Origin of the sequence: Pelomonas lactea (assembly GCF_043555885.1) — a bacterium.
Classification (GTDB): domain Bacteria; phylum Pseudomonadota; class Gammaproteobacteria; order Burkholderiales; family Burkholderiaceae_C; genus Pelomonas; species Pelomonas lactea.
The window spans coordinates 43,380-68,026 of sequence record NZ_JBIGHX010000010.1 but is presented as its reverse complement, the minus strand read 5'-3'; the positions used below and the strand labels follow the sequence as shown (position 1 = coordinate 68,026).

Genomic DNA, 24,647 nt, shown 5'->3' with positions numbered 1-24,647 from the left:
GCATGAACCGTTTATTGTCTGGCCTCATGCATATCCTGGACACCCAACGCCTGGCGCTGCGTGAATTCACACCGCAAGACGCCCCCTTCCTGCTGCGCCTCGTCAACGAGCCCGGCTGGCTGCGCAACATCAACGATCCCGGCGTGCGAACGCTGGACGACGCGCTCGCCTGGGCCGAAGGCCGGCTGTTCAAGGCCTACCGCGAGCTGGGCCACGGCTTCTGGGCGGTCGAGCGCCGCGACGATGGCACGCTGGTCGGCATGTGCGGGCTGTTCAAGCGGCCGGCGCTGCCGGAGCCGGACATCGGCTACGCGCTGCTGGCCGAGCACGAGGGCCGCGGCTATGCGCTGGAGGCGGCCCGCGGCTGCGTGGCGCATGCACGCGACGCGCTGGGCTGGAAGACGCTGATGGCCATCACGGCGCTGGACAACCCGCCCAGCGTGGCGCTGCTCGCCAAGCTGGGCTTCATCGAGCAGGGCCAGGAACAGCTCGAGGGCTACAACGAGCCCTCGAGAGTGTTCCGGCTGGCGCTTTGATCAGTGGGGGACGGAGCTACTCGCTTCGCTCGGGCGGTCTGTCCCGCAAAGCCAACTCTGATCAGGTGGGGACAGAGCTACTCGCTTCGCTCGGGCGGTCTGTCCCGCAAAGCCCTTAGATTCGCTTTGCCAGGTCCTGCGCAATGCCGGTGTAAGACCCCGGCGTCATCTTCAGCAGCCGCGCCTTCTCGGCCTTGGGCAGGTCCAGGCCTTCGATGAAGGCGCGGATGGATTCCTGCGTGATGGCCTTGCCGCGCGTCAGCTCCTTGAGCTGCTCGTAGGGGTTGGGCAGGCCGAAGCGGCGCATCACGGTCTGGATGGGCTCGGCCAGCACTTCCCAGGCGGCGTCGAGGTCGTCGGCCAGCGCGGCTTCGTTGACTTCCAGCTTGGAGAGGCCCTTGGCCAGCGAGTCGTAGCCCAGCAGCGCGTAGCCCAGGCCCACGCCCATGTTGCGCAGCACGGTGGAGTCGGTCAGGTCGCGCTGCCAGCGGCTCACCGGCAGCTTCTGGCTCAGGTGCGTCAGCACGGCGCTGGCCAGGCCGAAGTTGCCTTCGGCGTTCTCGAAGTCGATGGGGTTGACCTTGTGCGGCATCGTCGAGCTGCCGATCTCGCCCGCCTTGGTCTTCTGCTTGAAGTAGCCCAGCGAGATGTAGCCCCAGACGTCACGCGCCCAGTCGATGAGGATGGTGTTGGCGCGCGTGAACGCGTCGAACAGCTCGGCCATGTAGTCGTGCGGCTCGATCTGGATGGTGTACGGGTTGAACGTCAGCTTCAGCTGCTTCTCGATGACGCTCTTGCTGAACGCCTCCCAGTCGTGGCGGGGCCAGGCCGACAGGTGGGCGTTGAAGTTGCCGACCGCGCCGTTCATCTTGGCCAGCGGCTTCACGGCGGCGATGCGCGTGCGCGCCGTCTGCAGGCGGGCCACGACGTTGGCGATCTCCTTGCCCACCGTCGTCGGGCTGGCCGTCTGGCCGTGCGTGCGGGACAGCATCGGGATGGCCGCGAACTGGTGCGCCATGCCGCGCAGCTTCTCGATGATGCCGTCCAGCGCCGGCAGCATGACCTCGTCGCGCGCGGCCTTCAGCATCAGCGCGTGGCTGGTGTTGTTGATGTCCTCGCTGGTGCAGGCGAAGTGCACGAACTCGCCGGCGGCCTCCAGCTCGGCGTGGCCGGCGAAGCTGCGCTTGATCCAGTACTCCACGGCCTTCACGTCGTGGTTGGTGGTGCGCTCGATGGCCTTGATGGCCTCGGCGTCGGCCTCGGAGAACTTCTTCACCAGGCGGCGCAGGCGGCTGCGCGCAGCGCTGCTCAGCGGCTTGAACTCCTTGAAACCGGCATCGCTGAGCGCAATGAACCACTCCACCTCGACCTGCACGCGGCGGTGCATCAGGCCGAACTCGGACAGCAGCGGGCGCAGCGCCGCGACCTTGGCGGCATAGCGGCCGTCCAGCGGCGAGAGGGCGCTGATGGCGGAGTAGTCGGTGGTGGTCATGGCAGGCCGGCGGGTCGTGGAAAACCCGGCATTCTAAAAGTCACGCCGGCCGGCGACCCACCGGCGTTCGCGGGGTCAGGGTTCGCTGAAGAACCTCACGCGCTCCGCGTCCGCCGGGTGCGTCGAGATCGCGATGGCCACGGGGTTGTCGCTCACGCTCGCATGCTTCTTGGCCAGGCGCTCGAAAAACACGGCCATGCGCGACGTGTCCACGCCGCCGGCGCGGGCCAGCGTGCGGCCGTACAGATCGGCCTCGCGCTCGTTGTCGCGCGAGTAGGCATTGCTCGCCAGCAGCGCCGGCGCGGCGGCCAGCAGCGACGAGAAGTCGCCCACGATGACCGTCGCGACGATGCCCACCGCGCCCGCGCGCAGCATCAGCCGCAAGCCATGGCGGTGCTGCACATGGCCCAGCTCGTGGGCCAGCACGGTCATGACGGCGTCGGGCTCGTCGGCCAACAGCTCCAGCAGCGCGTCGGTGATGACGATGTCGCCGCCCGGCAGCGCGAACGCGTTGGGCCCCAGCGACTTGCCGCCGTCGCGGATGTGGATCTCGTAGCGCGCCGGCAGCGGCGTGCGGCCGCTGGCGCGGGCGGCGTCCAGCGCAGCGGCCCAGCGCTCGCGCCAGGCGCGCTGCTGCGCGGCCGTCAGCCGGCTGGGCTTGAGCCAGTCGCCCTCCAGCCCCGCCAGCACCTGCTCGCCCAGGCGCTGCTCGACCGAGGCCGGCAGCACGTCCACCGCCCGGTCGACGGCCCACGGCAACCCCCAGCGGTAGCCAGCGGCCAGGCCGGCCACCAGCAGCAGCAGCGACAGCGCCGCCAGCCGCCAGCTCTGCTGCCAGCGCACGACGAGGCTGTCGCCACGGCCCGAGGCCTGGGCCCACGCATCGAAGGCCGGCGCGTCGGCAAAGCTCAGCAGCCCGCCACCCGGCAGCAGGATCTGGCGTTGGCCGTGGCGCTGCCGCTCGGGCCAGGTGAGGCCGGACAGCGGCGCGCTGTGGTCGCCGAAATGCAGCGTCGCGCCGTCGACCCACACGTCCACCAGCCGCCCGCGGGCGCTGCGGCCGTCGAACCACTCGGCAGCCAGGCGCGGCGCGTCGCCCATCACAGCCCCATGTCGATGCCGAAGAAGTCGCCGGCGATGTCACCCGTCGCGTCCTCGTGGCCAGCGGTGGCGGCGGTCACCCAGTCCAGCGGATCCCCGGTGCAGTCGATGCTGACCGCCTCCAGGCGCAGCCGGGCCGTCGACACTGCCGCGAAGGGTCGATACAGGCCCAGCGTCAGCAGCGTCAGCAGCCAGTTCTTCAGCGTCAGCGCCAACAGCGAGCGGAACGAGAGCCGGCTGTTGAACGCCAGCGCTTCGCTGCGCGTGCCATTCCACACCAGGTTCTGCAGCCGCGCGGCGGCATACGGCGCAATCATGGCGAAGTAGATGACATAGCCCAGCACGACGCCCAGCGTCAGGAAGACCACGCCGATGCCTCGCGGCAGCCCCATGAGCTTTGCCGCGCCCACCACCAGCGCCACGACGACGCCGGCCACGAACATCGGCAGCAGAGACATGCCGACGAGCTTCAACGCGAACAGGTAGATCTGACCGCCCGACAGCTGGATCCGCGAATGCTGGTCGGCGATTCGATAGCCGTTGTGCTGGAAGCGTTTGAACAACGCCAGCGACCATGGGCCGAGCAGCGCCATGAACAGAGCGCCGCCCGCATAAAGCCATGTCGCTGGTGTGAGCTGGTGCTCGAGCTCGGCGCCTTCGCCGCCCAGCAACGCCGCACCGCCAATCAGCGCCATGGCCGGTAGATAGCTGGGCGCGCAAGCAAGATAGGCGCCACTCATCGAACCCTCGAAGCGCATGCGCAGCCCGCGCCAGCTGGTGTTGCCCAGGCGGAACTGCAGCGACGCGCGCCACAGCGCCGGCCACACGGCGCACAGGATCAGGAAGGCCACGAACGCCGCGCCGGCCGACACCTTGCCGGCGCCGGTGTAGGCGGCCATCAGCACCACCAGCAGCACGAAGCCGCGGAACATCTTCCACGGGTTGCCGTGGAAGCTCAGCGCCTGGCCGTCCACCAGCGTGTTGGCATAGAAGTAGCGGATGCGCCGCGCCTTCGCGAACGGCAGGTACAGCCCCAGCGTCACGAGGATGAGCAGCAGGTTGACCGACCAGATGCGGAAGTACTCGCTGCCCGACCCCGTGAAGCGGATTTCGAGGACACGGGGCCCCTGGATGGGCGATGGCGAAGCGGCCGCGTCGGCGGCGGCCTGAAGGTCTGACATGGAAACTCCCTGACTGTGAACGCCACCGTCTACCGCAGTGGGCCGGGCGACACTTTGGCGGCAGCCCCGGATGCCGGCAACCCCTGCTTTCCTGGGGCCTGTCGGGCCGGGCCGACAGGCCTTTTTCACGGGCAGACCGCCCAGGGCCGCTGGCTAGAATCGTTTCGACTTGTGACCCCCGTGTTTGCCCTATGACCGCGATGAAGTTGATCGGTTCGCTCACCAGCCCTTACGTGCGCAAGGTGCGCATCGTGATGGCCGAGAAGAAGCTCGACTACCAGCTGGTGCTCGAAGACGTCTGGGGCAGCGACGCCATCCTGAAGATGAACCCGCTGGGCAAGGTGCCCTGCCTGGTCATGGAAGGCCAGGACTCCATCACCGGCGCGGTGTTCGACTCGCGCGTCATCGTCGAGTACGTGGACACGCTGTCGCCGGTGGGCAAGCTCATCCCCGAGCGCGGTCGCGAGCGCTGCGAGGTGCGCACCTGGGAGGCGCTGGCCGACGGCATCATGGACGCCGGCATCCTGGCCCGCATGGAGCGCACCTGGGCCCACCGCACCGCCGAGCAGCGCAGCCCGGCCTGGATTGACCGCCAGCTCGGCAAGGTCAACGCCGCGCTGGCGGCGATGAGCCAGGGCCTGGGCGACAAGGCCTGGTGCTCGGGCAACCATTTCTCGCTGGCCGACATCTCGGTGGGCTGCGCCCTGGGCTGGCTGGAGTTCCGCTTCCCGGACATCGCCTGGCGCGACGACTACCCCAACCTGGCGCGCCACATGGACAAGCTGTCCCAGCGTCAGAGCTTCATCGACACGGTGCCGATCGCGGGCTGAGTGTTCCGGCCGAGCGCCGGGTCAGGCGATCAGCAGTTCGCGCGAGCGGACGTGCAGCAGCCGCACCAGGCGCCAGACGCGGCCTTCGATGTCGGCGACATGCTGTTTCCACAGCGTCGCGATCTCGGCCAGAAGCAGGCCTTGCGCCAGCAGCGTCAGCAGGTGGCGGGTGGACTGATCGATCTGCCGGCCGGCGGGCGTGGCGTCCAGCGCGGCGGCGGCCTGGCGGGCCAGCGCCAGCGGGCTGCGCTCGATGCCGAAGGCCGCCAGCGCCTGACGGGCCAGCTGCGGGCTGAGCATGGCGCGGCGCTCGTGCAGCCGCGTCAGCGCCTCCACCAGCCCGGTGCCGCTGCCGTCGTCCACGTGGTATGCATTGGCGCCGGCGCTGAGCGCGGCGAACAGCTGCAGGTCGTCGGCCGTGGGTGTGAGCAGCAGCAGCTGCGGGCGCACCGGCAGGCGGCCCAGCTCGGCGGCGACGCGCATCGCGTGGCTGTCGGTCAGGCGCAGGTCGCAGGCGACGATGTCCGGCGCCAGCGCGGCCAGCTCGCCCAGCGCGTCACCCAGCACGGAGTTGCTGCCCGCCAGTTCCACGCCATCGGCCCTCAGCAGCAGCGAGCGCGTGCGCTGCAGGGTGGGCTCGCTGAGGCGGAGGAGGTAGACGGTGAACATGTAACTGCCAGGAAATCGCCCAGCATTGTGCGCGTTTTGGCCGGCACCCCCCTAGTTTGTAGACTTTTTCCCCCTCGTCCAGGCGGCACGCGAATCAGGGTGAGCGCTGGATGTCGCCTTGCGGCGCAAAGCTGTGCGCACTGGCCAGCGGCCAGTAGATGCGGAAGGTGTTGTGCTGCACCTCGCCGCGCAGGATGGCGCCGGGCTCCACGAAAGGCAGCAGGTTGGCCAGCAGCTTGACCTCGTGCTTGTCCAGGCGGTGCACGATGTGCTGGGCCGTGATCTCCTGCGGATGGCACAGGCCGGCGGCTTCCACCAGTTCCTTCAGCGCCTTCAGCGTGTTCTGGTGGAAGTTGGCGACGCGTTGCGCCTTGTCGGGCACGACGATGGCGCGCTGGCGGGTGGCGTCTTGCGTTGTCACGCCGGTGGGGCAATGGCCCGTGTGGCAGGCCTGGGCCTGGATGCAGCCCAGCGCGAACATGAAGCCGCGACCGGAGTTGCACCAGTCGGCGCCGAGTGCCATCAGGCGCACGATGTCGAAGGCGCTGGTGACCTTGCCGGCGCAGCCGATCTTGATCTTGTCGCGCAGGTTCAGGCCCACCAGCGTGTTGTGGATGAGCAGCAGCCCTTCCTGCAGCGGCGCGCCGACGTAGTTGGTGAACTCCAGCGGCGCCGCGCCGGTGCCGCCTTCGGCGCCGTCGACGACGATGAAGTCGGGCGTGATGCCGGTCTCCAGCATCGCCTTGCAGATGGCGAACCATTCCCAGGGATGGCCGATGCACAGCTTGAAGCCGGTGGGCTTGCCGCCGGACAACGTGCGCAGCTGCTCGATGAACCGCATCATCTCCACCGGCGTGGAGAACGCGCTGTGGCGGGCCGGCGAGATGCAGTCCACGCCGATGGGCACGCCGCGCGCGGCGGCGATCTCGGGCGTGACCTTGGGGCCCGGCAGCACGCCGCCATGGCCCGGCTTGGCGCCCTGGCTGAGCTTGAGCTCGATCATCTTGACCTGCGGGTCCACGGCTGCAGCCTGGAACTTGCCCGCGCTGAACGAGCCGTCGTCGTTGCGGCAGCCGAAGTAGCCCGAGCCGATCTCCCAGATCAGGTCGCCGCCGTGCTGGCGGTGGTGAACGCTGATGGAGCCCTCGCCGGTGTCGTGCGCGAAGCCGCCCAGCTTCGCGCCCCGGTTCAGCGCCAGGATGGCGTTGGCCGACAGCGCGCCGAAGCTCATCGCCGAGATGTTGAACACGCTGGCCGAGTAAGGCTGCGCGCGGCTCGCGCCGATGGTGATGCGGAAGTCGTGGCTCGTGAGATGAGTCGGCACCAGCGAGTGGTTGATCCACTCGTAGCCGCGCACGCCCACGTCCAGCTGCGTGCCGAAGGGGCGCTGGTCGGGGTCGCCCTTGGCGCGCTGGTAGACGATGGAGCGCTGCGCGCGGGAGAACGGCGCGGCGTCGGTGTCGCCCTCCAGGAAGTACTGGCGGATCTCGGGCCGGATGAACTCCAGCAGGAAACGCAGGTGACCGATGACGGGGTAGTTGCGCAGGATGGAGTGGCGCGTCTGGCGCACGTCGCGCAGGCCCAGCAGCGACAGCGCCAGGAACAGCAGCACCAGCAGGCCCTCCGCCAGGCCGCCCATCCAGCGGACGGCGAAGAACAGCGCCAGCAGGCCGCACAGCACCCAGGTGGCGTAACGCAGCGGGAAATGCTGGTTGAGGCGGCGCGTCCAACCGGGCCAAGCAAGCATGAGGGATCCTCGCAACCGTGACCTGCAGAGCTTAAAGCCGCCGGCCTACACAATCGGCCCGCGTCAACCCTCAGGATTCGCCTCGATGAAGTCCCTGTTCTCCAAGCTCGGCTGGCTGTTCTCCAAGGCCTGGTGGCTGCTCGACGGCACGCGCCGCGCGCTGATGAACCTGTTCGTGCTGCTGCTGATCGTCATCGTCGTGACGGCACTGCTGACGCGCGGGCCGAAGCCGCTGGCCGAGAAGACGACGCTGGTCGTGAAGCTGGACGGCAACCTCGTCGAGCAGTTCTCCGGCAGCCCGCGCCAGCAGCTGATGGCGCAGGCGCAGGGCCAGAGCGTGCCGCACCAGACGCGGCTGCGCGACGTGCTGGCCGTGCTGGACCAGGCCGCGCGCGACCCGCAGGTGGGCGCCGTGCTGCTGGACGTGGAAGGCCTGCAGGGCGCCGGCCTGGCCAGCCTGCACGAGGTGGCGGCCGCGCTGCAGCGCTTCAAGCGCAGCGGCAAGCCGGTGCTGGCCTATGCCGACAACTACAGCCAGCGCGGCTACTTCCTGGCGGCGCAGGCCAACGAGGTCTACCTGCACCCCATGGGCATGGTGATGCTGGAAGGCTTCGGCCGCTACCGCACCTACTACAAGGACGCGCTGGACCGCGTGGGCGTGACGCCGCACGTCATCAAGGCCGGCACGTACAAGAACTTCGCCGAGACCTACACCGCCACCGGCCCCAGCCCGGCGACGCAGGAGGCGGAAGGCCTGGTCTACGGCGAGCTGTGGAACGGCTTCACCGGCGCCATCGAGGCGGCGCGCAAGCTGGAGGCCGGCAGCATCGCCAAGGACATCGCCGAGCTGCCGCAGCGCCTGGCCGACGTGCAGGGCGACACGGCCCAGCTGGCGCTCAAGGCCAGGCTGGTGGACGGCCTGAAGACGCGCGACCAGATGCGCGAGCTGCTGATCGCCAAGGGCGCGAAGGACGAGCCGAGCAAGAGCTTCCGCCAGGTGCAGCTGGGCGAGTACCTGGCGCATGTGAAGGACGCCGGTGCGCCGACGACGCTGCAGCCGGGCGTGGGCATCGTCGTGGCCGAGGGCGAGATCGTCGACGGCGACGCCGGCCCGGGCCGCATCGGCGGCGATTCCACGGCGCGCCTGATCCGCAAGGCGCGCGAGGATGACGCCATCAAGGCCGTCGTGCTGCGCGTGAATTCGCCGGGTGGCAGCGCCTTCGCGTCCGAGATCGTGCGCCGCGAGCTGGAGCTGACGCGCGCGGCCGGCAAGCCGGTCGTCGTGTCCATGGGCGACGTGGCGGCCTCGGGCGGCTACTGGATCGCCACCAGCAGCGACGCCGTCATCGCCGACGCCGGCACCATCACCGGCAGCATCGGCGTGCTCGTCATGCTGCCCACGGCCGAGAAGCTGCTGGACAAGCTGTCGCTGCACACCGGCGGCGTGACGACCAGCTGGCTGGCCGGCGGCTACGACGTGCGCCGTCCGCTGGAACCTCGCCTGCAGGCCATCGTGCAGTCGGGCATCGACCACGTCTACGCCCGCTTCACCGGCCTGGCCGCCGAGGCGCGCAAGACGACGCCGCAGAAGATCGACGCGGTGGCGCAGGGCCGCATCTGGACCGGTGCGCAGGCCAGGGAGCGCGGCCTCGTCGACCGGTTGGGCAGCCTGGACGACGCGGTACAGACGGCCGTGAAGCTGGCCAAGCTGGAGGTCAAGGACGGCGACAAGCCGCGCCTGGCCTACGTGGAACGCGACCTCAGCCGCAGCGAGCGGCTGCTGGCGTCGCTGGGTGACGTGATGGCGCCCCCGCTGGCCCAGGCGGTGGGGCAGGCGCTGGGCCTGGATGCGCTGCCGGCGCCCGTCGTCGAGGAGCTGGCCACGCTGCGCGAGCTGGCCCGGCTGTCGGCGCAGGGCAAGTGGGAGCGGGCGGCGGTGGTGCACTGCCTGTGCGCGGCGCCCTGAGGCGCCTGCGCCGCAGGCCGGGTCAGTACACCGGGTCCGGCAGCTGCTCCTTGGCCACCACGCGCTGCGTGGCCGGGCGGTCGAACACCCGCTTCAGGTAGGCGCCCAAAGCCGGCCGCGTCTTGGCCGGGCGGGCCTGCATGCGCGTCCAGCGGCACAGCATGAAGGCCAGCGGGTCGACGGCCGTGTACTCGCTGCCCAGGAACCAGTCGCCGCCGTGGCGAGCCAGGTGGGCATCCAGCTGGTCCAGCATCGGCGCCACCTGCGCCTCGGCGCGGGCCTTCACCTCGGCGGCGTCGGTGGCCATGCGGTCGGGGTAAAAGTAGTGGATCAGCATGGCCTGCAGCGTGTTGGTCAGCCACACCATCCACTTGTAGTACTCGGCCCGCTCGGGCGTGCCGGGCGCCGGCGCGAAGCCTGGGTGGCAGTCCGCCAGGTGCATCAGGATGGCGGCGGTCTCGTACAGCACCAGGTCGCCGTCCACCAGCGTCGGGATCAGGCCGTTGGGGTTGAGCTTCAGGTAGGCCGGTGACTTGTGCTCGTTGTTGGCGCGGTCCACGACGCGCAGCGTGAACGGGACGCCCATTTCCTCCAGCAGGATGTGCGGGGCGAAGCTGGCGTTGCTGGGAAAGTAGTGCAGTTCGATCATGGCGAGACAGCGGGGCGACAGGTGAAGCGGCGAACTTTACGTGGCCGCAATGCCGGCGACGTCCACGCGGCGCAGCCTGTCGGCGTTGCCCTTGTCACCCCGGTTCCAGGTTGAAGACGATGAAGACCCTGCTCCACGCCTCCGCCGCCGCGCTGCTCGCGCTGTGCGCCGCCCTCCCCGCCCACGCCGACGTGCGCGTGCGCGCCAACATCGGCATGGTGTTCGACAACCGCTACCACCACGACCACTACTACCCCGCCCCCGGCTACGTGGCGCCGTACGTGCCGCGCGGCGCCGTCGTCGTGGGCGCGGGCCCGGGGCGCTACTGGTTCCACGGCGGCGTCTGGTACCAGCCCTACGGGCCGCGCTACCGCGTCGTGGCGCCGCGGGTGGGCGTCGTCATCCCGCTGCTGCCGCCGGCCTACGTGACGGTGACGCTGGGCGGCCTGCCGTACTACTACGCCAACGGCGTGTACTACCGTGCGGTACCCGAAGGCTATGCCGTCGTCGCGCCGCCACCGGAGCCGGTCGTTGCCCAGGTGCAGCCGGCACCGGCACCACCCCCTCCCAAGGCCGATCCCATCATCTACCCGCGCAACGGCCAGTCCAACGAGCAGCTGGAGAACGACCGGCGCGACTGCAACCGCTGGGCGACGACGCAGCCCAACGCGCAGGCCGACGCCAGCGTGTTCAACCGCGCCGTCGAGGCCTGCATGGACGGCCGCGGCTACACCATGAAGTAGTGAGCCCCTCGCCCAGTCGCGCCCTGCTGAACGCAGGCGTGCCTGGTCGGCCCCCCGAGGGGGCGGCGATGCTCACGGGGCATGCCCCGCTCGCACATCGCCAGACGGACCGGCTTGGCGCGGCCCGGCGCTCGGCCCGGAACACACGCCCCTCGTCCAACGAGTACGTTGGACGGTCCCCCGAGGGGACGGCGATGCACGCGGCATCGAGCCGCGTGCACATCGCCTGACGGGCCGGCTTGGGAGCGGCCCGGCGCTCGGCCCGAAAAGGGCACTACGCCGATCAGACCGTGCAGCCGGCCTCGGCCCTGGCGCCGCCCGCGCGGTAACGAACAGCCGTCATCTCCGCCAGGATGGAGAGCGCGATCTCCGGCGGCGTGCGGGCACCGATGTCCAGGCCCACGGGGCCGTGCAGGCGGTCCAGCTGCTCGGCGGTCAGGTCGAAGTGCTCGGCCAGCCGGGCGCGGCGCTTGGCCTGGTTGACGCGGGAGCCGATGGCGCCGACGTAGAAGGCCGGGCTCTTCAGCGCCTCCATCAGCGCGAGGTCGTCCAGCTTGGGGTCGTGCGTCAGCGCGACGATGGCGGTGGCGTCGTCCACCTGGAAGGCGGTCACGACGTCGTCGGGCATGTCGCGCGTCAGCGTGGCGCCGGGCAACGCGAAGCCGTCGGCGTACTCCTCACGCGGGTCGCACACGGTCACGCCGTAGCCCAGCGCCTGCGCCATCTGCGCGAGGTAGTCGGTCATCTGCCCGGCGCCGATGACCAGCAGCCGCCACTGCGGGCCGTGGTGGCTGACGAGCTGCGTGTCGGTCAGCGCCAGCGTGTCGGCCCCGCGCGCGGCGGGCTGCAGCATGACGGCGCCGGTGGCCAGCTCCAGCGTGCGGCGCACGCGCTCGCCGCGGGCCAGCCGGGCCAGCAGTTCGTCCAGCGCCGACTGCGGGCCCAGCGGCTCCAGCATCAGCTCCAGCGTGCCGCCACAGGGCAGACCGAAGCGGCGGGCCTCCTCGGCGCCGACGCCGTAGCGCAGCGGCGTGGGGCGTGCCAGCGCCAGGCTGCCGGCACGCAGCTGCGCGACGAGGTCGTCCTCGATGCAGCCGCCGGACACCGAGCCGGCGATGAGCCCGTCGTCGCGCACCGCCACCAGCGAGCCCACCGGCCGCGGCGCCGAACCCCAGGTGCGCGTGATCGTGCCCAGCACGACGCGGCGCGCCTCGGCCCGCCAGCCGGCAGCCGTGCGCAACACGCTGAGGTCGAGGTTGTCCATGGCCGTTGCCCTGCCCTTGTGCTGAAAGGCCGCGAGCGTACTCGGCAACGCCATCCGCCCGCCGGGGGCGGCCCAATGCCCCCCGCGGCGCGCTCAGGGATAGTGCTTCAGCGTGGCGGTGTTGCTGCCGCCCTGGCAGCGCGCGGCGTCGCCGGCGTCGTTGATGACGTGCTCGATGCTGCCCTTGTCGACGAGGCAGACGGTGATCATGTGCTGGAAACGCACGCCCGCCGCCCGGGGCGCCTCGATGGCGCGGTCCAGCACGACGTCAGGCTGCAGGAACACGCTGTAGATGCCCAGGCCCCAGGCCTGGTGGCGCGTCACCGTGTCGGCCACCTGGTACGACGCGAAGCCGCGGCGGCCGGCGGCGTTGGTCCACTGGCGCTGCGTGGGCGGGTCGTACGGGATCTCGGACTGGTAGAAGTAGACCCGCCCGCCATTGCCGCGCCAGACCACCTGCTCCTGCTGGAAGTGCTCGACGAACAGGCCGTAGATGGTCACGTCCTCGCCGTCCACCACCAGGCCGTGGGCGGACGGGTTCAGCGCCCAGCCGACGCCCTCGCCGTGGTCGGCGCGCCAGATCCAGGTGTGGTCCACCAACGTGTCGTGCGCGTGGATGCGCAGCGCCGTGTGCACCTGCCCCGCGGCCGCGCCGCCGACGCGGAAGAACAGGTCGTGCAGCACCGTCGGGTCGGCCAAATGGCGGCGCTTGCTGCCGGCCGTGCCCACCTCCATCAGCACGCCGGCATCCTGGGCGCCCGCGTCCAGGAACAGGCCCGACACGGTCAGCCCGTCCACGTCCGCCGTCTTCACCAGCGGCACGCCGTTGTCCGAGCGCAGCGTCGGGAAGCCGATGCCCAGCACGACGGTGCCGGCGCGCTTGACCTGCAGCGTCTCGGTCAGCAGGTACTCACCGGGCGTGAACAGCAGATGCTTGCCGGCGGCCAGCTGCGCGTTCAGCGTGGCGGCCGTGTCGCCCGGTTTGGCGATGAAGAAGCGGGCGATGGGCAGGGTCTTGCCCGCCGTGAACGCGCCGCCAGCCCAGGAGATGCCGGCACTGTCACGCCGCAGCGCCGGCACGCGCACCGCGAAGCCGCCGTCCTTCTCGACGAACAGGAAGGGCTTCTCGCGCACCAGCGGCGTCTTGCCGACCTCGGTGAAGCGCCGGCCCGGCGTGGGGAACTCGCCCGCCGGCGCCTGCGGCACGCCGACGAACACCATGTTCCAGTTGGCGCCCGTCCAGCTCGCCCACTCGCTGTTGCGCGAGATCCATTGCTGCTGCGTCGCCGAGTTGACCTGGCCGTCCACCCGCACGTCCGAGAACCAGCCGCCGCTGGCCCAGCCGTTGTTCTGGTTCAGCCGCATGTGGCCGCGCACGTGCATGCGCCGGAACGGCACGGCCTGCGACACAGCCCACTGCATCGTGTTGTCGCCGATGCCCAGCGTGGGCGTCACGGAGAAGTTCTCGGCACCGCGCCAGAAGTTCTGCGTCGCGTTGTCGTTGTCCAGCAGCGCCGTGGAGCGCAGGTCGCCCACCACGTGTACGTCGTCGGGGTGGCGGCCCAGGCCCAGCACCTGCGTGTAGAAGCCCACCGGGATGCGCAGGTTCTCGTAGGTGCCCGGCATCAGCAGGATGGCGTCGCGGCGCGGGCCGAAGTGATTGGGCTGCTGGGCGGCGTAGATGGCGTCGATGCGCTGCTGCAGGCCGGGCGTGGCCGGGTTCAGCAGGTGGACGTTGGGGCCGAAGTCCGGCGGCGCGGCCAGGGCCGCCAGCGGCAAGGCCAGCGCGGCGCTGAGGACGCGGGAGGATGCGATCGAGCGGGACATGGCAAATGGAATCGGTTCCAATGTCCGCATTGAACCATGCCCGCCCGGCGTCGGCCGTCAGCGGAATCCCGGCCTCAGAAGCTGGAGCCGGGCTGCTTCAGGAACTCGGCCTCCTCCGCCGTGGACGCGCGGCCCAGGATGGCGTTGCGGTGCGGGTAGCGGCCGAAGCGGTCGACGATGGCTTTGTGCTTCAGCTCGAAGGCGTGCGTGTGCGCCGGCGCGCGGGCCTTCATCAGCGGCTCGGCCACCGCGTGGATGACGGCCGACTCGCTGTGCATGTAGGGCATGTAGAGAAAGGCGCGCCGCTCGGCGGGCAGCGCCAGGTCGGCGCCTGCCGCGACGGCCTCCTGCGCGAGCGCCAACGCCAGCGGGTCGGCCGAGAAGGCGTCTGGCGTGCCGCGGTGGACGTTGCGGGCGAACTGGTCCAGCACGATGACCTCGGCCAGCCGGCCCTCGGGCGTTGCACGCCACGAGAACAGCTCGCAGCGCCGCGCCTGCTCGTGCAGCGCGCCGAAGCGGGTGCGGATCAGGTCGTCAAACGCGGGATCGACCGTCCACCACTGGGCCGGCTTGATGTCGTGGAACCAGAAGTCGAGGACGGTGTCGGGCATGGGTTCGGGCCGGGTGGTGCGTCGCGTGCATCATCGCCGCCCCCTAGGGAGGCGCCCATATAAGACCCTCCCTAGCCTTCAACGCGCAAGGCCCGCCCGCCACCGACACGACGTGCAGCGCCTCAATTGCAAGCAGGCGCGAGCGACCGCGTCCTACAGGCCGGCGGCGCGCCGTCCGCTGCGCCGCGCCGAGGCCCCTGCCTAGATTGGAGGTTCAGCGGTGCGCATCCGGTGCACCGGCTTCGACGAAAGGAAACGCCATGAATGTCACCCGCCTCGCTTCCCTCACGCTGATCGCCGCCCTGGCCGCCCCGCTGGCCGTGCAGGCCGCCGACACCAAGCCCGCCGGCCCCACCAAGATGTGGGTCAAGGACTCGGTCGTCACGACCAAGATCAAGGCCCAGCTGGCCGCCAGCAAGGTCTCGTCGCTGGCCATGGTGCATGTGGACACCGATGCCGACGGCTTCGTGCAGCTGACCGGCAAGGTCGCCAGCCAGGCCGAGAAGGACCGTGCCGAAAGCATCGCCAAGGCCGTGGACGGCGTGAAGTCGGTCGACAACCAGCTGACCATCACGGCCAAGTAAGCCGGCCTGCTGGTTGCAAACCGATGCAGGCCCGCCGGGTTTGCACGGAGGCTGGCCGGTACAATTTCACGAGTCCCGAACGGCGGGCCTGCGCGAGCAGGCCCGCTCTTTTTTGCCCCGCAACACCATGTCTTCCCGCCGACTGCCGCATATCGATGTCCTGAAAGCGCTCGCCGCCCAGGTCATCGTGCTGCATCACCTCGTCAGCTATGGCCCCATCGCCCGCGCCGCACACGACGCGCTGCCGTTGCTGGCCGGGGCCATGCACCAGTACGGGCGCATGGCCGTGCAGGTCTTCCTCGTCGTGGGCGGCTACCTGAGCGCGCGCGGGCTGTCGCCACGCGGCGGTGCGCTGCGGGCGGCCGTGCCCGAGTTGCTGTGGCGCCGCTACCTGCGGTTGACGCTGCCTTTCCTGGCCGCGCTGGTGCTCACGCTGGCGGCCTGCGGCGTCGTCGCCTCGTCGTGGCCCGAGCTGGTGCCGACCGGCGTCAGCGCCGGCCAGCTGCTGGCGCATGCGCTGCTGCTGCATGACGTGCTGGGCTATGAGGCGCTGACCGTGGGCGCCTGGTACGTGGCCATCGACCTGCAGCTGTTCGCCTGCCTCGTGGGCCTGCTGTGGCTGGCTCGCAGCGGCTGGCGCCACCCGAGCCGGCTGCTGGTGGCCCCGCTGCTGGTGGCGGGGCTGGCGCTGGCGTCGGCGTTCGTGTTCAACCGCGACACCTCGCTGGACGCCTACGCGCCCTACTTCTTCGCCGCCTACGGCCTGGGCGCGCTGGTGCACTGGCTGGGCCTGTGGCGCCACCGGCGGCTGGGTTTCGTGATGCTGGCCGTGGCCTTCGGCGCCGCACTGGCGCTGGACTGGCGCGACCGCCTGGCGCTGGCGCTGGCCACCGCGCTGTGGCTGGCCTGGGCCGAGGCGCGGCACGCGCAGGGCCGGCCGCTGCTGCCGGGGCGCTGGGGGCCGGCGTTGGCGGCCTGGTCCACGCCGTCGTATGCGCTGTTCCTGCTGCACTTCCCGGTGCTGCTGCTGACCAACGCGCTGCTGGCCAGCCTCACCGACGCATCGCCCGAGACCGGGCTGATGCTGCTGGTGGTGACCTGGGCGCTGGCCAACTGGCTGGCGCTGCCCTTCCACCGCCGCATCGAGGCGCCGGCCGCGCGACTGGATCCGCTGGCCTGGCTGCCCCGGCTGCGCGCCGCCTGAACAAAGAAGGGCCGGCACGCGGCCGGCCCCGGTCTCAGGTCACTGAGGCCTTACAGGCAGCACAGCAGCTGCTGCACGCAGCAGGCGATGTCGCCGCAGCAGGCGTGCGCGGCCAGCGCCGCGGCAGAGCCGCCCAGCAGGGAGAGGGCCGCAACGGCCTTGATGAGCTTGGATGTCATGGTGTCCTTTCAAAGTTGATGAAGCTTGCGTGGCTGACATCCAGCGGGTCGGGCGGCTTCCACGGCTCACGGCGAGGGCCGGCATCGAAGGGCACGTCCGCCTCGGGCCATGCGAGTTCGTCCAGCCCCGGCGGGAGCGGCTGGCCGGCCGGCGGCGCCGGCTGCGGCGCGGCGCAGGCCTGGCAACTCGCGCTGGCGCACTGCACCATGCCCTTGCACCCCTGCAGGCAGCAGTCGCTGTACCCGGCCGCCACGCTCGCGGTGGCCTGCCCGACGACCCCCAGGCATCCCAGCAACACGACGAACACGGCCCACCACCTGCGCATGCCGCGGATGGTAGGCGCCGCCGCCTTCCGCAGGTTGACCCGGGTCAATGCGCCGGTGACCGCGTGCTAAGGTTTCGCGCTGCCTGCCGGAGGAGGCAATCCCCATGACCAGCTCACCCACCGCCGCGCCCAGCCGCGAGCAACTGCTGCACAGCCTGTACGAGGCCGCCGAGCTGGAGCACAACCTGATGTGCACCTACCTCTACGCGGCCTTCAGCCTGAAGCAGGGTGAGGCCGAGGGCCTGCAGCCGCAGGAAGCCGAGGCCGTGGCGCGCTGGCGGCGCGAGATCATCGCGGTGGCCGTCGAGGAGATGGGCCACCTCGTCGCCGTGTGGAACATCACCGCCGCGCTGGGCGGCGCGCCCCGCATCGGGCGCGGCAACTTCCCGCTGGACCCCGGCTACCTGCCGGCCCGCGTGGTCGTCAAGCTGGCACCCTTCAGCGACGCGACGCTGCAGCACTTCATCTACCTGGAACGGCCCGAGGGCAGCCCCGAGGCCGATGGCGACGGCTTCGCCGCCGAGCGGCTGTTCACGCGCGGCACCGATGCCCCGCGCGTGACGCCCATGGCGCGCGACTACGACACCGTGGGTCATTTCTACGGCACGCTGGCGGCCGACCTGCAGGCCTTCGTCGCCGAGCACGGCGAGGCCGGCAGCTTCTGCGGCGACCGCACGCTGCAGCTGGGCCCCACCGAGTTGACGCTGGGCGGCGCCCGGCCCGTGCTGTGCTCCAAGACGGCGCTGGCCGCGTTCGACGCCATCGTGCGCCAGGGCGAGGGCGCGCCCAGCGACAGCGAGACCTCGCACTACCACCGCTTCGCCGCCATCCGCGCCGAGCTGGCCGCACTGCGCGCCGCCAACGCGACGTTCGAGCCCGCCTGGCCGGCCGCCACCAACCCCGTGCTGCGCCGCCCGCCGCGGCCGGAGGGCCGGGTCTGGCTGGAGAACCCCGTCGCCGCCGGCACCGTGGACCTGGCCAACGCCAGCTACCAGCTGATGCTGCGCCTGCTAGCCCAGGCCTACCTGCTGCCCGGCCCGTCGGCCGAGAAGAGCCTGCACGTGGACCTGGCCATCGGGCTGATGCGCGCGTTCACGCCGCTGGCCGAGCACGCGGCGCGGCTGCCGGCCGGCCCCAGCCACCCCGGCTGCCACGCCGGCGCCAGCTTCACGGCGCTGCGTGACACGGCCGCCATGCCCCCCGGCCCCGCGGCGCGCCGCTTCGTGCGGGAGCGCCTGGCCCAGCTGGCCGGCACGGCCGCCGCGCTGCACGCCGCGCTGGGCGCCGAGCGCACCGGCCGCGCCGCGGCACAGCTGCAGGCGCTGAGCGAGCGCGCCGAGCGCGGGCTGGACCTGGCCGCTCCGGTCACCACCGCACCGGCACCGAACGTCGCCACCCCGCCGCCGCCCGCCGAGGCGGTGGACGGCGTCGAGATCGTGCAGGGCCGGGATGTGGAGCTGCGCTTCGAGGCCAGGCGCTGCATCCACGCGCGGCTGTGCGTGACGGGCGCGCCCAAGGTCTTCCTGGCCAACACGCCGGGCGCCTGGCTGTACCCGGACGCGATGCCCGTCGAGCGCCTCGTCGACATCGCCCATGCCTGCCCCTCCGGCGCCATCCAGGTGCGCCGCAAGGACGGCCAGCCCGACGAGGCCCCGCCGCCCGTGAACCTGCTGCAGGTGCGCGAGGCCGGCCCCTACGGCCTCCGCGGCGACCTGCGCCTGCGCGGCGCGCCGCTGGGCACGCGCGCCACGCTGTGCCGCTGCGGCGCCAGCAGGAACAAGCCGTTCTGCGACGGCAGCCACCACGACATCCCCTTCACCGCCACCGGCGAGCCTGCCACCGGCCTGCTGGGCCTGCCCACCGACATGCCGGCCGTCCGCAACGGCCGCATAGCCATCGAGCCCGAGCCCAACGGCCCGCTGCAGCTGCGCGGCCCCGTCGAGGTGGTCAGCGGCACGGGCCGCATGGTCTGCCGCGTCGCGCAGGCGCGGCTGTGCCGCTGCGGCGGCAGCGCCACCAAACCCTTCTGCGACGGAACCCACGCAAGCAATGGCTTTGTTGCCCCCTGAGCACAGCGAAACCCGCGACGCGCTGCAGCGCCTGGCGGCGCGCACGCTGATCTGGATCGTCATCATCGTCGGCACCGTGGCGGCCTGCATCGGCACCGCCGAGGCGCTGCTCAAGCTGCGCGCGCCCTGGGGCAGCCAGCGGGTGCTGGTGGGCCTGGCGCTGCTGGCCACGGGCGGGGTGGCGGCGCTGCTGTACCGCGCCGCGCGGCCGCGGCTGGCGACGACGCTGGTGCTGACCGGCACGCTCGTCAGCCTGGTGCTGCACGCCGCCCACATCGGCCTGGGCGTTCACACGCTGATCCTGGCCGCCGGCGCACTGCTGATCGCGCTGGCCGGCGGCGTGGCGGGCAACCGCGCGGCGGTCACGCTGACGCTGGTCTACCTGGCTGCCATCTCGGGCCTGGCCACGATGGAGTTCCAGGGCCTGCTGCCGGGGCTGAAGGCCCCGGTGCTGCCCCAGCTGATGGACCGCGTCATCGCCCATGTGCTCATCGCCGTCGGCGGCCTGGCGTCGGCGCTGCTGCTCAACCGCATCCTCGGTGCAGCCCTGGCACGCGCCATCGCCGAGGAGGCTCGCCTGGCCCGGCTGGTGCAGGCCGCGCACAACTGGGCCTGGGAGGCGGACGCGAACTTCCGCGTCACGTCGCTGTCCGACGAGTTCGAGCCGCTGTCGGGCCACAAGCGCGAGGACTTCCTGAAGATGGGCCAGGTGGGCGGCGCCATGCTCGTGCGCGACGCCGACTATCACGCGCTGCTGGAGGACATCCGCGCCAAGCGCGCCTACCGCGACCGCATCAACGGCTTCCGCACGCCCGACGGCCGGCTGCTGTGGACGCTGAGCTCCGGCGAGCCCGTGTTCGACGCCGGCGGCAGGCACGTGGGCTGGCGCGGCGTCAGCCACAACATCACCGGCGAGCGGCTCACGCTGCAGCAGCATCAGCGCACCGCCGACATGCTGGACCGCCTGCTGCGCGCCAGCCCCGACGCCATCTGCGTGGCCCGCATCGAGGACGGCCGCATCCGCTTCGCCAACTCCGGCTTCTGCACGCTGGTGGGACGCCACCGCGACGAACTCATCGGCCGCTCGGGCCGCGAGCTGGGCCTGTGGCCCGACAGCAAGGAGCCGCGCCGCCTGGCCGAGGAACTGGCCACCACCGGCATCGCACGCGACTTCCGCTCCGCCATCCTCGTGCACGGCCAGTGGCGCGACCTGCTCGTCTCCGCCGCGTCGCTGGACTGGGACGGCGAGCCCGCCACCATGCTCATCGCGCGCGACATCACCGAGCGCGAGCGCGCACGCATCGAGGCCGACGCCATCCTGGACCACGCCAGCGTCGGCATCGCGATGACACGCGGCGGCCACTTCGAGCGCGTCAACCGGCACTGGCAGCAGATCTTCGGCGGCGCCGAGCCGCTGCCCGCCGAAGGCCAGCCCGGCCTGCCGGAAGGCGCCGACGCCGAGCAGGCCTTCGAGTGCGACTACCTGCGCCCCGACGGCCGGCGCATCACCGTGCGGCTGAACGCGCGCCGCCTGCCCGCGCTGTCGGGCCGCCAGGAGACCGACGCCGAGCACGCCACGCTGTGGGTGGCCGAGGACATCACCGAGCACCGCCGCCAGCAGCGCGAGCTGCAGGCCGCCAAGCAGCAGGCCGAAACCGCCAGCCACGCCAAGAGCGCCTTCCTGGCGACCATGAGCCACGAGATCCGCACACCGCTCAACGGCGTGCTGGGCCTGGCCCGGTTGCTGCAGCAGGGCACGCCCGACGACATCCACCGCGACAAATACCTCTCGCACCTCGTCGCCGCCGCCGAGTCGCTCAACGAGATCGTCTCCAACGTGCTGGACCTGTCCAAGATCGAGGCCGGCCACCTGGAGCTGGAGAAGATCGAGTTTGACCTGCACGCGCTGGCCCGGGCCAGCTTCGAGGGCTGCGCCGCGCTGGGCCGCGAGCGCGGGCTGGACATGCAGCTGGACCTGTCGCCCGAGCTGCCGCGGCTGGTCATCGGCGACCCGATGCGCGTGCGCCAGATCCTCGCCAACTTCCTCGTCAATGCGCTCAAGTTCACCGAGCGCGGCCACATCCGGCTCAACCTCGCGCCGGCCGGGCCGGACCGCGTGCGGCTGTCGGTGCAGGACAGCGGCATCGGCGTGCCGCCCGACCAGCAGGCGCGCCTCTTCCGCCCGTTCGCGCAGGCCGACGACTCGACGACGCGGCGCTTCGGCGGCACGGGCCTGGGCCTGTCCATCTGCCGCGAGCTGGCCGCGCGCATGGGGGGCCACGTCGGCGTGGACAGCGACGGCCGCCACGGCTCCACGTTCTGGGCCAACCTCAGCCTGCCCACCAGCCTCACCATCGACGACACCGCCACACGCCGGCGCATCCCCATCCCGCAGCGCCACCCGCTGGCCGGCCAGCGTCTGCTCGTGGCCGAGGACAACCCGGTCAACCGCCTCATCATCGCGGCACTGCTGCAGCGGCTGGGTGCCGAGGTCATCGAGGCGGAGGACGGCGAGCAGGCCATCGCGCTGGCCCGCGCCCAGGCCGGCCGGCTGGACGGCGTGCTGATGGACCTGCACATGCCCAAGGTCGACGGCCTGGAGGCCACGGCGCTGCTGCGTGCCGACCCCGCCACGGCCAGCCTGCCCATCCACGCCTTCACCGCCGCCGTGCTGGACCAGGAGCGCCAGGCCGCGCTGGCCGCGGGCATGAACGGCTTCATCGCCAAGCCGGTGGCCGAGGCGGAGGTCATCCGGGTGCTGGGGCGGCCGTGAGGGGCGCCCGGCGCATCGCCACGCTCGGTGGTCCCAGGGGCCTTATTCACCCTTGAACAGGTGATTGGCAGCCCGGCGGGTGCCCGCAGAATGCGCCCCGCATGCTGCCCATCGTCCTCCTCGACCGCACCGACGCCCTCGCCCCCGCGCTGGACCGCCCGCGCCCCGACCGGCTCGTCGCCGGCAACCCGCTGCGCCAGACCTGGGTGCTGCACGAGGCCGGCCCGGTCACGGCCGGCGTGTGGGCATGCGAACCGGGCCGCTGGCGCATCGTGTTCCCCGCCACGCGGCAGGAGTACTTCCACGTGCTCAGCGGCCAGGTGCGGCTGCACGGCCCGCAGGGCGCCACCGACATCGGCCCCGGCCAGGGCGGCGTCATCCCGCCCGGCTTCGAGGGCGAGTTCGAGGTCGTGACGCCGGTGCGCAAACAGTTCGTGCTGGTGGATACCGCCGCCTGAAAGGATTCCCGCCGATGACCACCGTCTGCCCCAAGTGCCGCGCGATGCGCCCCGCCGACACGCAGGCCCCCGCCTGGCAATGCCCGGCCTGCGGCGTGGCCTACGCCAAGGCCGGCCTGGCCACCGAGCCGCGCACTACGGCCCGCACCGGCAGCACGACGCGCACCGCCGCCGCCAGCAACGGCCTGCCGTGGCGTGCGCTGCTGACGGTGGTGGCCGTCATCGCCGGCCTGTGGTGGGGGCATCACGCGCAGCTGCACAAGCGCGACCTCGGCGCGCTGCTGGGCAGCGGCGACATGGACAACGCCGCCGTGCAGCGGCTGGCGGCCACCGTGCGCGCGGAGCAGATCGTCATGTACTCCACCAGCGAGTGCGGCTACTGCACGCAGACCCGCTCCTGGCTGAGCGAGCACGGCTTCGCGTTCACCGAGTGCAACATGAGCCGCGAGGCCCGCTGCGTGGACGAGTTCCGCGCCCTGGGAGCCACCGGCACGCCCTACCTCGTCGTGCGCGGCCCGCGCGGCGCCCACCACATGAAGGACGGCTTCGACAGCGACGAGCTGATCAAGGCACTGAAGGCTTGAAGAGCCCCCGTATTTCGGGCCGAGCGCCGGGCCGCTCCCAAGCCGGCCCGCCAGGGCGATGTGCGTGCGGCTCAATGCCGCACGCATCGCCGTCCCCTCGGGGGCTGAGGCCGGACACATTGCGCCCAGTGGGCGCGATGTGCCTGCCGAAGAGCTGCGGCGCCGCCGCAGCGCGGTCTGCAAGACCGACTGGACCAGCCCGCGTTCAGCGGCGCGGGCCCAGGCGAAGGGTCAACAGTCCTCCCGCTGCCGGTTCATGTCCGCCAGCGTCTTGCCGGGTTCGTCGCGGAAGCTCTCGTCCAGCACGTCCAGCGTCTCGATGCGATCGACGCGGAAGCTGCGGAAATCCTGGCGCAGCTCGCACCAGGCGGCCAGCGTCCACACCGGCCCCCAGAACAGGCAGGCCAGCGGGCGCACGACACGCTCGCTCTTCACGCCGCCCAGGTCCAGGTAGCCCAGCCTGAGCTTGCGCCTGGCTTCGGTGGCCTCGCGCAGCGCGGTCAGGTGGGCGCTGGTGGCCGGGTCCAGGGCCGGCAGCGGCGCGTACAAGGCCAGGCTCTCGGCCGCGGCGCGGGCGTCCAGCGGCAGCACGGCGAGGATCTTGGAGAGCGCGTTCTCGGCCTGGCGGGCCAGCGCCGCGTCCAGCCGCGACTCGGCCATGCGCACGGTGGCCACCAGCGCCTGCGCCTCCTGCTTGCTGAACATCAGCGGCGGCAGGTCGAAGCCCGCCCGCATGCGGTAGCCCACGCCCGCCTCGCCCTCGATGGGCACGCCCTGCTGGGCCAGCGCCGCGATGTCGCGGTAGACGGTGCGCATGGACACCTCCAGCCGCTGGGCGAGGTAGTCCGCCGTCGTGAGGCGGCGGCCGCGGATGAGCTGGACGATCTGGAAGAGGCGGTCGGCGCGTCGCATGGGCAGGCACTGTAGGGCAGCGGGCATGCCCCTTGCAGAAGGCATGGGTCAACGACAACGAGCATCATGGCCATCTACGCCTCCTCCCACGCCCGCGGCACGCAGCGGGTCGATGTGGTTTCACTGGGCGCTATCAGCGCCTCACAGGCCTGGTTCGCACCGGGCCAGCTGTTCGTGGCCCAGGCGCTGCGCCCCAAGGCGGGGAACGCTCAGCCCATGACCGTGCAGAGCTCCACCAGCGTGCCGTCCGGGCAGCGCACATAGGCCACGGTCTGGCCCCAGGGCTTGGTGACGGGCGCGGCCAGCGCCGTCGCGCCGGCGGCCACGGCGCGCTCGAAGGCGGCCGGCACGTCGGCGACGGTGAAGCCAATCTCCATGCCCAGCGGCTTCGCGCTCGCATCGGCGGCCACGTAGTCGTGCTGCACGCTGTCGCGCGCGGTCGCGTGGTCCACGAAGGCCAACGTGGTGCCGCCGGCACCGGTGTCCACCTCGCCGTAGGCGCCGCTCTCGTGCAGGAAGCGCGTCGGCAGTCCGAAGGCCCGCTCGAAGAAGGCCAGCGAGGCGGCGACGTCGGCCACGTAGACGAGGGTGTAGGCGAAGTTCATGGGGGTTCCTGGCGGAGGGACTGGCAAGGCCCGCATGCTCGCCGGGCCGGCTGCCAGCGCGTGTCAGCAGGTCGGTGGCGTCAGTCCTTGAGCACGCGATAGCCCACCCAGCAGCACGCGCTGCCAACGGCCATCCACAGCAGGCCGCCGACCCAGGCGCCCGCGGCGTCGCCGAGCAACTCCGTCGCCAGCATGGCCAGCCCGCACACCGCCTTGCAGCTGCTGCCCTCGGGCTGCACGCCAGCGCCCACGAGCAGGCTCACCCCGGCCAGCACGCCCGCCAAGCCCAACGCCAGGGCCAGGCCGCCAAACAACTTCGCGTCACGTCGCATCGCCG

General features: G+C 71.5%; 24 protein-coding genes. 10 read left to right on the top strand and 14 right to left on the bottom strand.

The annotated features are described in order from the left end of the window. Nucleotides 1–26: 26 nt before the first annotated feature. Nucleotides 27–536, top strand: coding sequence for a GNAT family N-acetyltransferase (locus ACG04Q_RS22805; protein ID WP_394513814.1), 510 nt, complete (start codon nucleotides 27–29; stop codon nucleotides 534–536). A gap of 115 nt (nucleotides 537–651) precedes the next feature. On the opposite strand, the gene purB is transcribed toward ACG04Q_RS22805, so the two are convergent. The 3 genes from purB to ACG04Q_RS22790 all read right to left on the bottom strand — a co-directional run bounded on the left by purB (nucleotide 652) and on the right by ACG04Q_RS22790 (nucleotide 4,310). Then, nucleotides 652–2,028, bottom strand: coding sequence for an adenylosuccinate lyase (purB, locus tag ACG04Q_RS22800; protein ID WP_394513813.1), 1,377 nt, complete (start codon nucleotides 2,026–2,028; stop codon nucleotides 652–654). A gap of 75 nt (nucleotides 2,029–2,103) precedes the next feature. Next, nucleotides 2,104–3,129 (bottom strand): M48 family metallopeptidase, encoded by a 1,026-nt coding sequence (locus ACG04Q_RS22795; protein WP_394513812.1) that lies wholly within the window; start codon nucleotides 3,127–3,129, stop codon nucleotides 2,104–2,106. Next, a complete protein-coding gene (locus ACG04Q_RS22790) occupies nucleotides 3,129–4,310 on the bottom strand; it encodes a YjgN family protein (RefSeq protein WP_394513811.1) in 1,182 nt (393 codons plus the stop codon). Before ACG04Q_RS22790 ends, ACG04Q_RS22795 begins: the two co-directional genes overlap by 1 nt. Before the next feature lie 200 nt (nucleotides 4,311–4,510). Between ACG04Q_RS22790 and ACG04Q_RS22785 the strand changes: the two genes are divergently transcribed. Then, nucleotides 4,511–5,140 carry a glutathione S-transferase family protein gene (locus tag ACG04Q_RS22785; protein WP_394513810.1) on the top strand — a complete coding sequence of 210 codons (630 nt, stop codon included), beginning with the start codon at nucleotides 4,511–4,513 and terminating at the stop codon, nucleotides 5,138–5,140. A gap of 21 nt (nucleotides 5,141–5,161) precedes the next feature. On the opposite strand, the gene ACG04Q_RS22780 is transcribed toward ACG04Q_RS22785, so the two are convergent. Both ACG04Q_RS22780 and ACG04Q_RS22775 read right to left on the bottom strand, forming a co-directional pair. Further along, on the bottom strand, nucleotides 5,162–5,809 hold the full coding sequence (locus tag ACG04Q_RS22780) for a response regulator (RefSeq protein WP_394513808.1): 648 nt from the start codon (nucleotides 5,807–5,809) through the stop codon (nucleotides 5,162–5,164). 94 nt (nucleotides 5,810–5,903) lie between these two features. Beyond that, nucleotides 5,904–7,556 carry an FMN-binding glutamate synthase family protein gene (locus tag ACG04Q_RS22775; protein ID WP_394513807.1) on the bottom strand — a complete coding sequence of 551 codons (1,653 nt, stop codon included), beginning with the start codon at nucleotides 7,554–7,556 and terminating at the stop codon, nucleotides 5,904–5,906. 85 nt (nucleotides 7,557–7,641) lie between these two features. Here ACG04Q_RS22775 and sppA point away from each other — a divergent pair, with 85 nt between their 5' ends. Continuing rightward, the gene (sppA, locus tag ACG04Q_RS22770) at nucleotides 7,642–9,522 is read left to right on the top strand and encodes a signal peptide peptidase SppA (protein WP_394513805.1); all 1,881 of its coding nucleotides are present in this window, start codon (nucleotides 7,642–7,644) and stop codon (nucleotides 9,520–9,522) included. 22 nt (nucleotides 9,523–9,544) lie between these two features. On the opposite strand, the gene ACG04Q_RS22765 is transcribed toward sppA, so the two are convergent. Then, nucleotides 9,545–10,171 (bottom strand): glutathione S-transferase family protein, encoded by a 627-nt coding sequence (locus tag ACG04Q_RS22765; protein ID WP_394513803.1) that lies wholly within the window; start codon nucleotides 10,169–10,171, stop codon nucleotides 9,545–9,547. Between the two features lie 119 nt (nucleotides 10,172–10,290). Here ACG04Q_RS22765 and ACG04Q_RS22760 point away from each other — a divergent pair, with 119 nt between their 5' ends. Continuing rightward, complete coding sequence (locus tag ACG04Q_RS22760; protein ID WP_394513801.1) at nucleotides 10,291–10,914, top strand: DUF6515 family protein; 624 nt, start codon at nucleotides 10,291–10,293, stop codon at nucleotides 10,912–10,914. A gap of 283 nt (nucleotides 10,915–11,197) precedes the next feature. On the opposite strand, the gene ACG04Q_RS22755 is transcribed toward ACG04Q_RS22760, so the two are convergent. The 3 genes from ACG04Q_RS22755 to ACG04Q_RS22745 all read right to left on the bottom strand — a co-directional run bounded on the left by ACG04Q_RS22755 (nucleotide 11,198) and on the right by ACG04Q_RS22745 (nucleotide 14,616). Beyond that, nucleotides 11,198–12,178 carry an XdhC family protein gene (locus ACG04Q_RS22755; RefSeq protein ID WP_394513800.1) on the bottom strand — a complete coding sequence of 327 codons (981 nt, stop codon included), beginning with the start codon at nucleotides 12,176–12,178 and terminating at the stop codon, nucleotides 11,198–11,200. 93 nt (nucleotides 12,179–12,271) lie between these two features. Next, nucleotides 12,272–14,005 (bottom strand): hypothetical protein, encoded by a 1,734-nt coding sequence (locus tag ACG04Q_RS22750; RefSeq protein WP_394513799.1) that lies wholly within the window; start codon nucleotides 14,003–14,005, stop codon nucleotides 12,272–12,274. A gap of 74 nt (nucleotides 14,006–14,079) precedes the next feature. Beyond that, the gene (locus ACG04Q_RS22745) at nucleotides 14,080–14,616 is read right to left on the bottom strand and encodes a DUF924 family protein (RefSeq protein ID WP_394513798.1); all 537 of its coding nucleotides are present in this window, start codon (nucleotides 14,614–14,616) and stop codon (nucleotides 14,080–14,082) included. Between the two features lie 260 nt (nucleotides 14,617–14,876). Here ACG04Q_RS22745 and ACG04Q_RS22740 point away from each other — a divergent pair, with 260 nt between their 5' ends. Then, the gene (locus ACG04Q_RS22740) at nucleotides 14,877–15,200 is read left to right on the top strand and encodes a BON domain-containing protein (protein WP_394513797.1); all 324 of its coding nucleotides are present in this window, start codon (nucleotides 14,877–14,879) and stop codon (nucleotides 15,198–15,200) included. Nucleotides 15,201–15,327: 127 nt separating this feature from the next. Continuing rightward, nucleotides 15,328–16,404: an acyltransferase family protein gene (locus ACG04Q_RS22735; protein ID WP_394513796.1), complete on the top strand. Its 1,077-nt coding sequence runs from the start codon at nucleotides 15,328–15,330 to the stop codon at nucleotides 16,402–16,404. A gap of 50 nt (nucleotides 16,405–16,454) precedes the next feature. On the opposite strand, the gene ACG04Q_RS22730 is transcribed toward ACG04Q_RS22735, so the two are convergent. Together ACG04Q_RS22730 and ACG04Q_RS22725 are read right to left on the bottom strand one after the other, a co-directional pair. Then, a complete protein-coding gene (locus ACG04Q_RS22730; protein ID WP_394513795.1) occupies nucleotides 16,455–16,583 on the bottom strand; it encodes a hypothetical protein in 129 nt (42 codons plus the stop codon). Further along, nucleotides 16,580–16,909 carry a hypothetical protein gene (locus tag ACG04Q_RS22725; RefSeq protein WP_394513794.1) on the bottom strand — a complete coding sequence of 110 codons (330 nt, stop codon included), beginning with the start codon at nucleotides 16,907–16,909 and terminating at the stop codon, nucleotides 16,580–16,582. The genes ACG04Q_RS22730 and ACG04Q_RS22725 overlap by 4 nt, the downstream gene beginning before the upstream one ends. Before the next feature lie 104 nt (nucleotides 16,910–17,013). On the opposite strand from ACG04Q_RS22725, the gene ACG04Q_RS22720 reads away from it, so the two are divergent. From ACG04Q_RS22720 to ACG04Q_RS22705, 4 genes are all read left to right on the top strand, one after another. Beyond that, nucleotides 17,014–18,978: a ferritin-like domain-containing protein gene (locus ACG04Q_RS22720; protein ID WP_394513792.1), complete on the top strand. Its 1,965-nt coding sequence runs from the start codon at nucleotides 17,014–17,016 to the stop codon at nucleotides 18,976–18,978. Beyond that, the gene (locus ACG04Q_RS22715; RefSeq protein ID WP_394513791.1) at nucleotides 18,968–21,751 is read left to right on the top strand and encodes a PAS domain-containing hybrid sensor histidine kinase/response regulator; all 2,784 of its coding nucleotides are present in this window, start codon (nucleotides 18,968–18,970) and stop codon (nucleotides 21,749–21,751) included. Before ACG04Q_RS22720 ends, ACG04Q_RS22715 begins: the two co-directional genes overlap by 11 nt. A gap of 101 nt (nucleotides 21,752–21,852) precedes the next feature. Continuing rightward, complete coding sequence (locus ACG04Q_RS22710; RefSeq protein WP_394513789.1) at nucleotides 21,853–22,209, top strand: cupin domain-containing protein; 357 nt, start codon at nucleotides 21,853–21,855, stop codon at nucleotides 22,207–22,209. Nucleotides 22,210–22,223: 14 nt separating this feature from the next. Then, nucleotides 22,224–22,793, top strand: a complete 570-nt coding sequence (locus tag ACG04Q_RS22705) for a glutaredoxin family protein (protein WP_394513788.1) — start codon at nucleotides 22,224–22,226, stop codon at nucleotides 22,791–22,793. Between the two features lie 231 nt (nucleotides 22,794–23,024). On the opposite strand, the gene ACG04Q_RS22700 is transcribed toward ACG04Q_RS22705, so the two are convergent. The 3 genes from ACG04Q_RS22700 to ACG04Q_RS22690 form a co-directional block, all read right to left on the bottom strand. Further along, nucleotides 23,025–23,705 carry a helix-turn-helix transcriptional regulator gene (locus tag ACG04Q_RS22700; protein ID WP_394513787.1) on the bottom strand — a complete coding sequence of 227 codons (681 nt, stop codon included), beginning with the start codon at nucleotides 23,703–23,705 and terminating at the stop codon, nucleotides 23,025–23,027. Nucleotides 23,706–23,914: 209 nt separating this feature from the next. Next, the gene (locus ACG04Q_RS22695) at nucleotides 23,915–24,310 is read right to left on the bottom strand and encodes a VOC family protein (protein WP_394513785.1); all 396 of its coding nucleotides are present in this window, start codon (nucleotides 24,308–24,310) and stop codon (nucleotides 23,915–23,917) included. A gap of 80 nt (nucleotides 24,311–24,390) precedes the next feature. Next, nucleotides 24,391–24,642, bottom strand: coding sequence for a hypothetical protein (locus tag ACG04Q_RS22690; RefSeq protein ID WP_394513784.1), 252 nt, complete (start codon nucleotides 24,640–24,642; stop codon nucleotides 24,391–24,393). Nucleotides 24,643–24,647 lie beyond the last annotated feature (5 nt).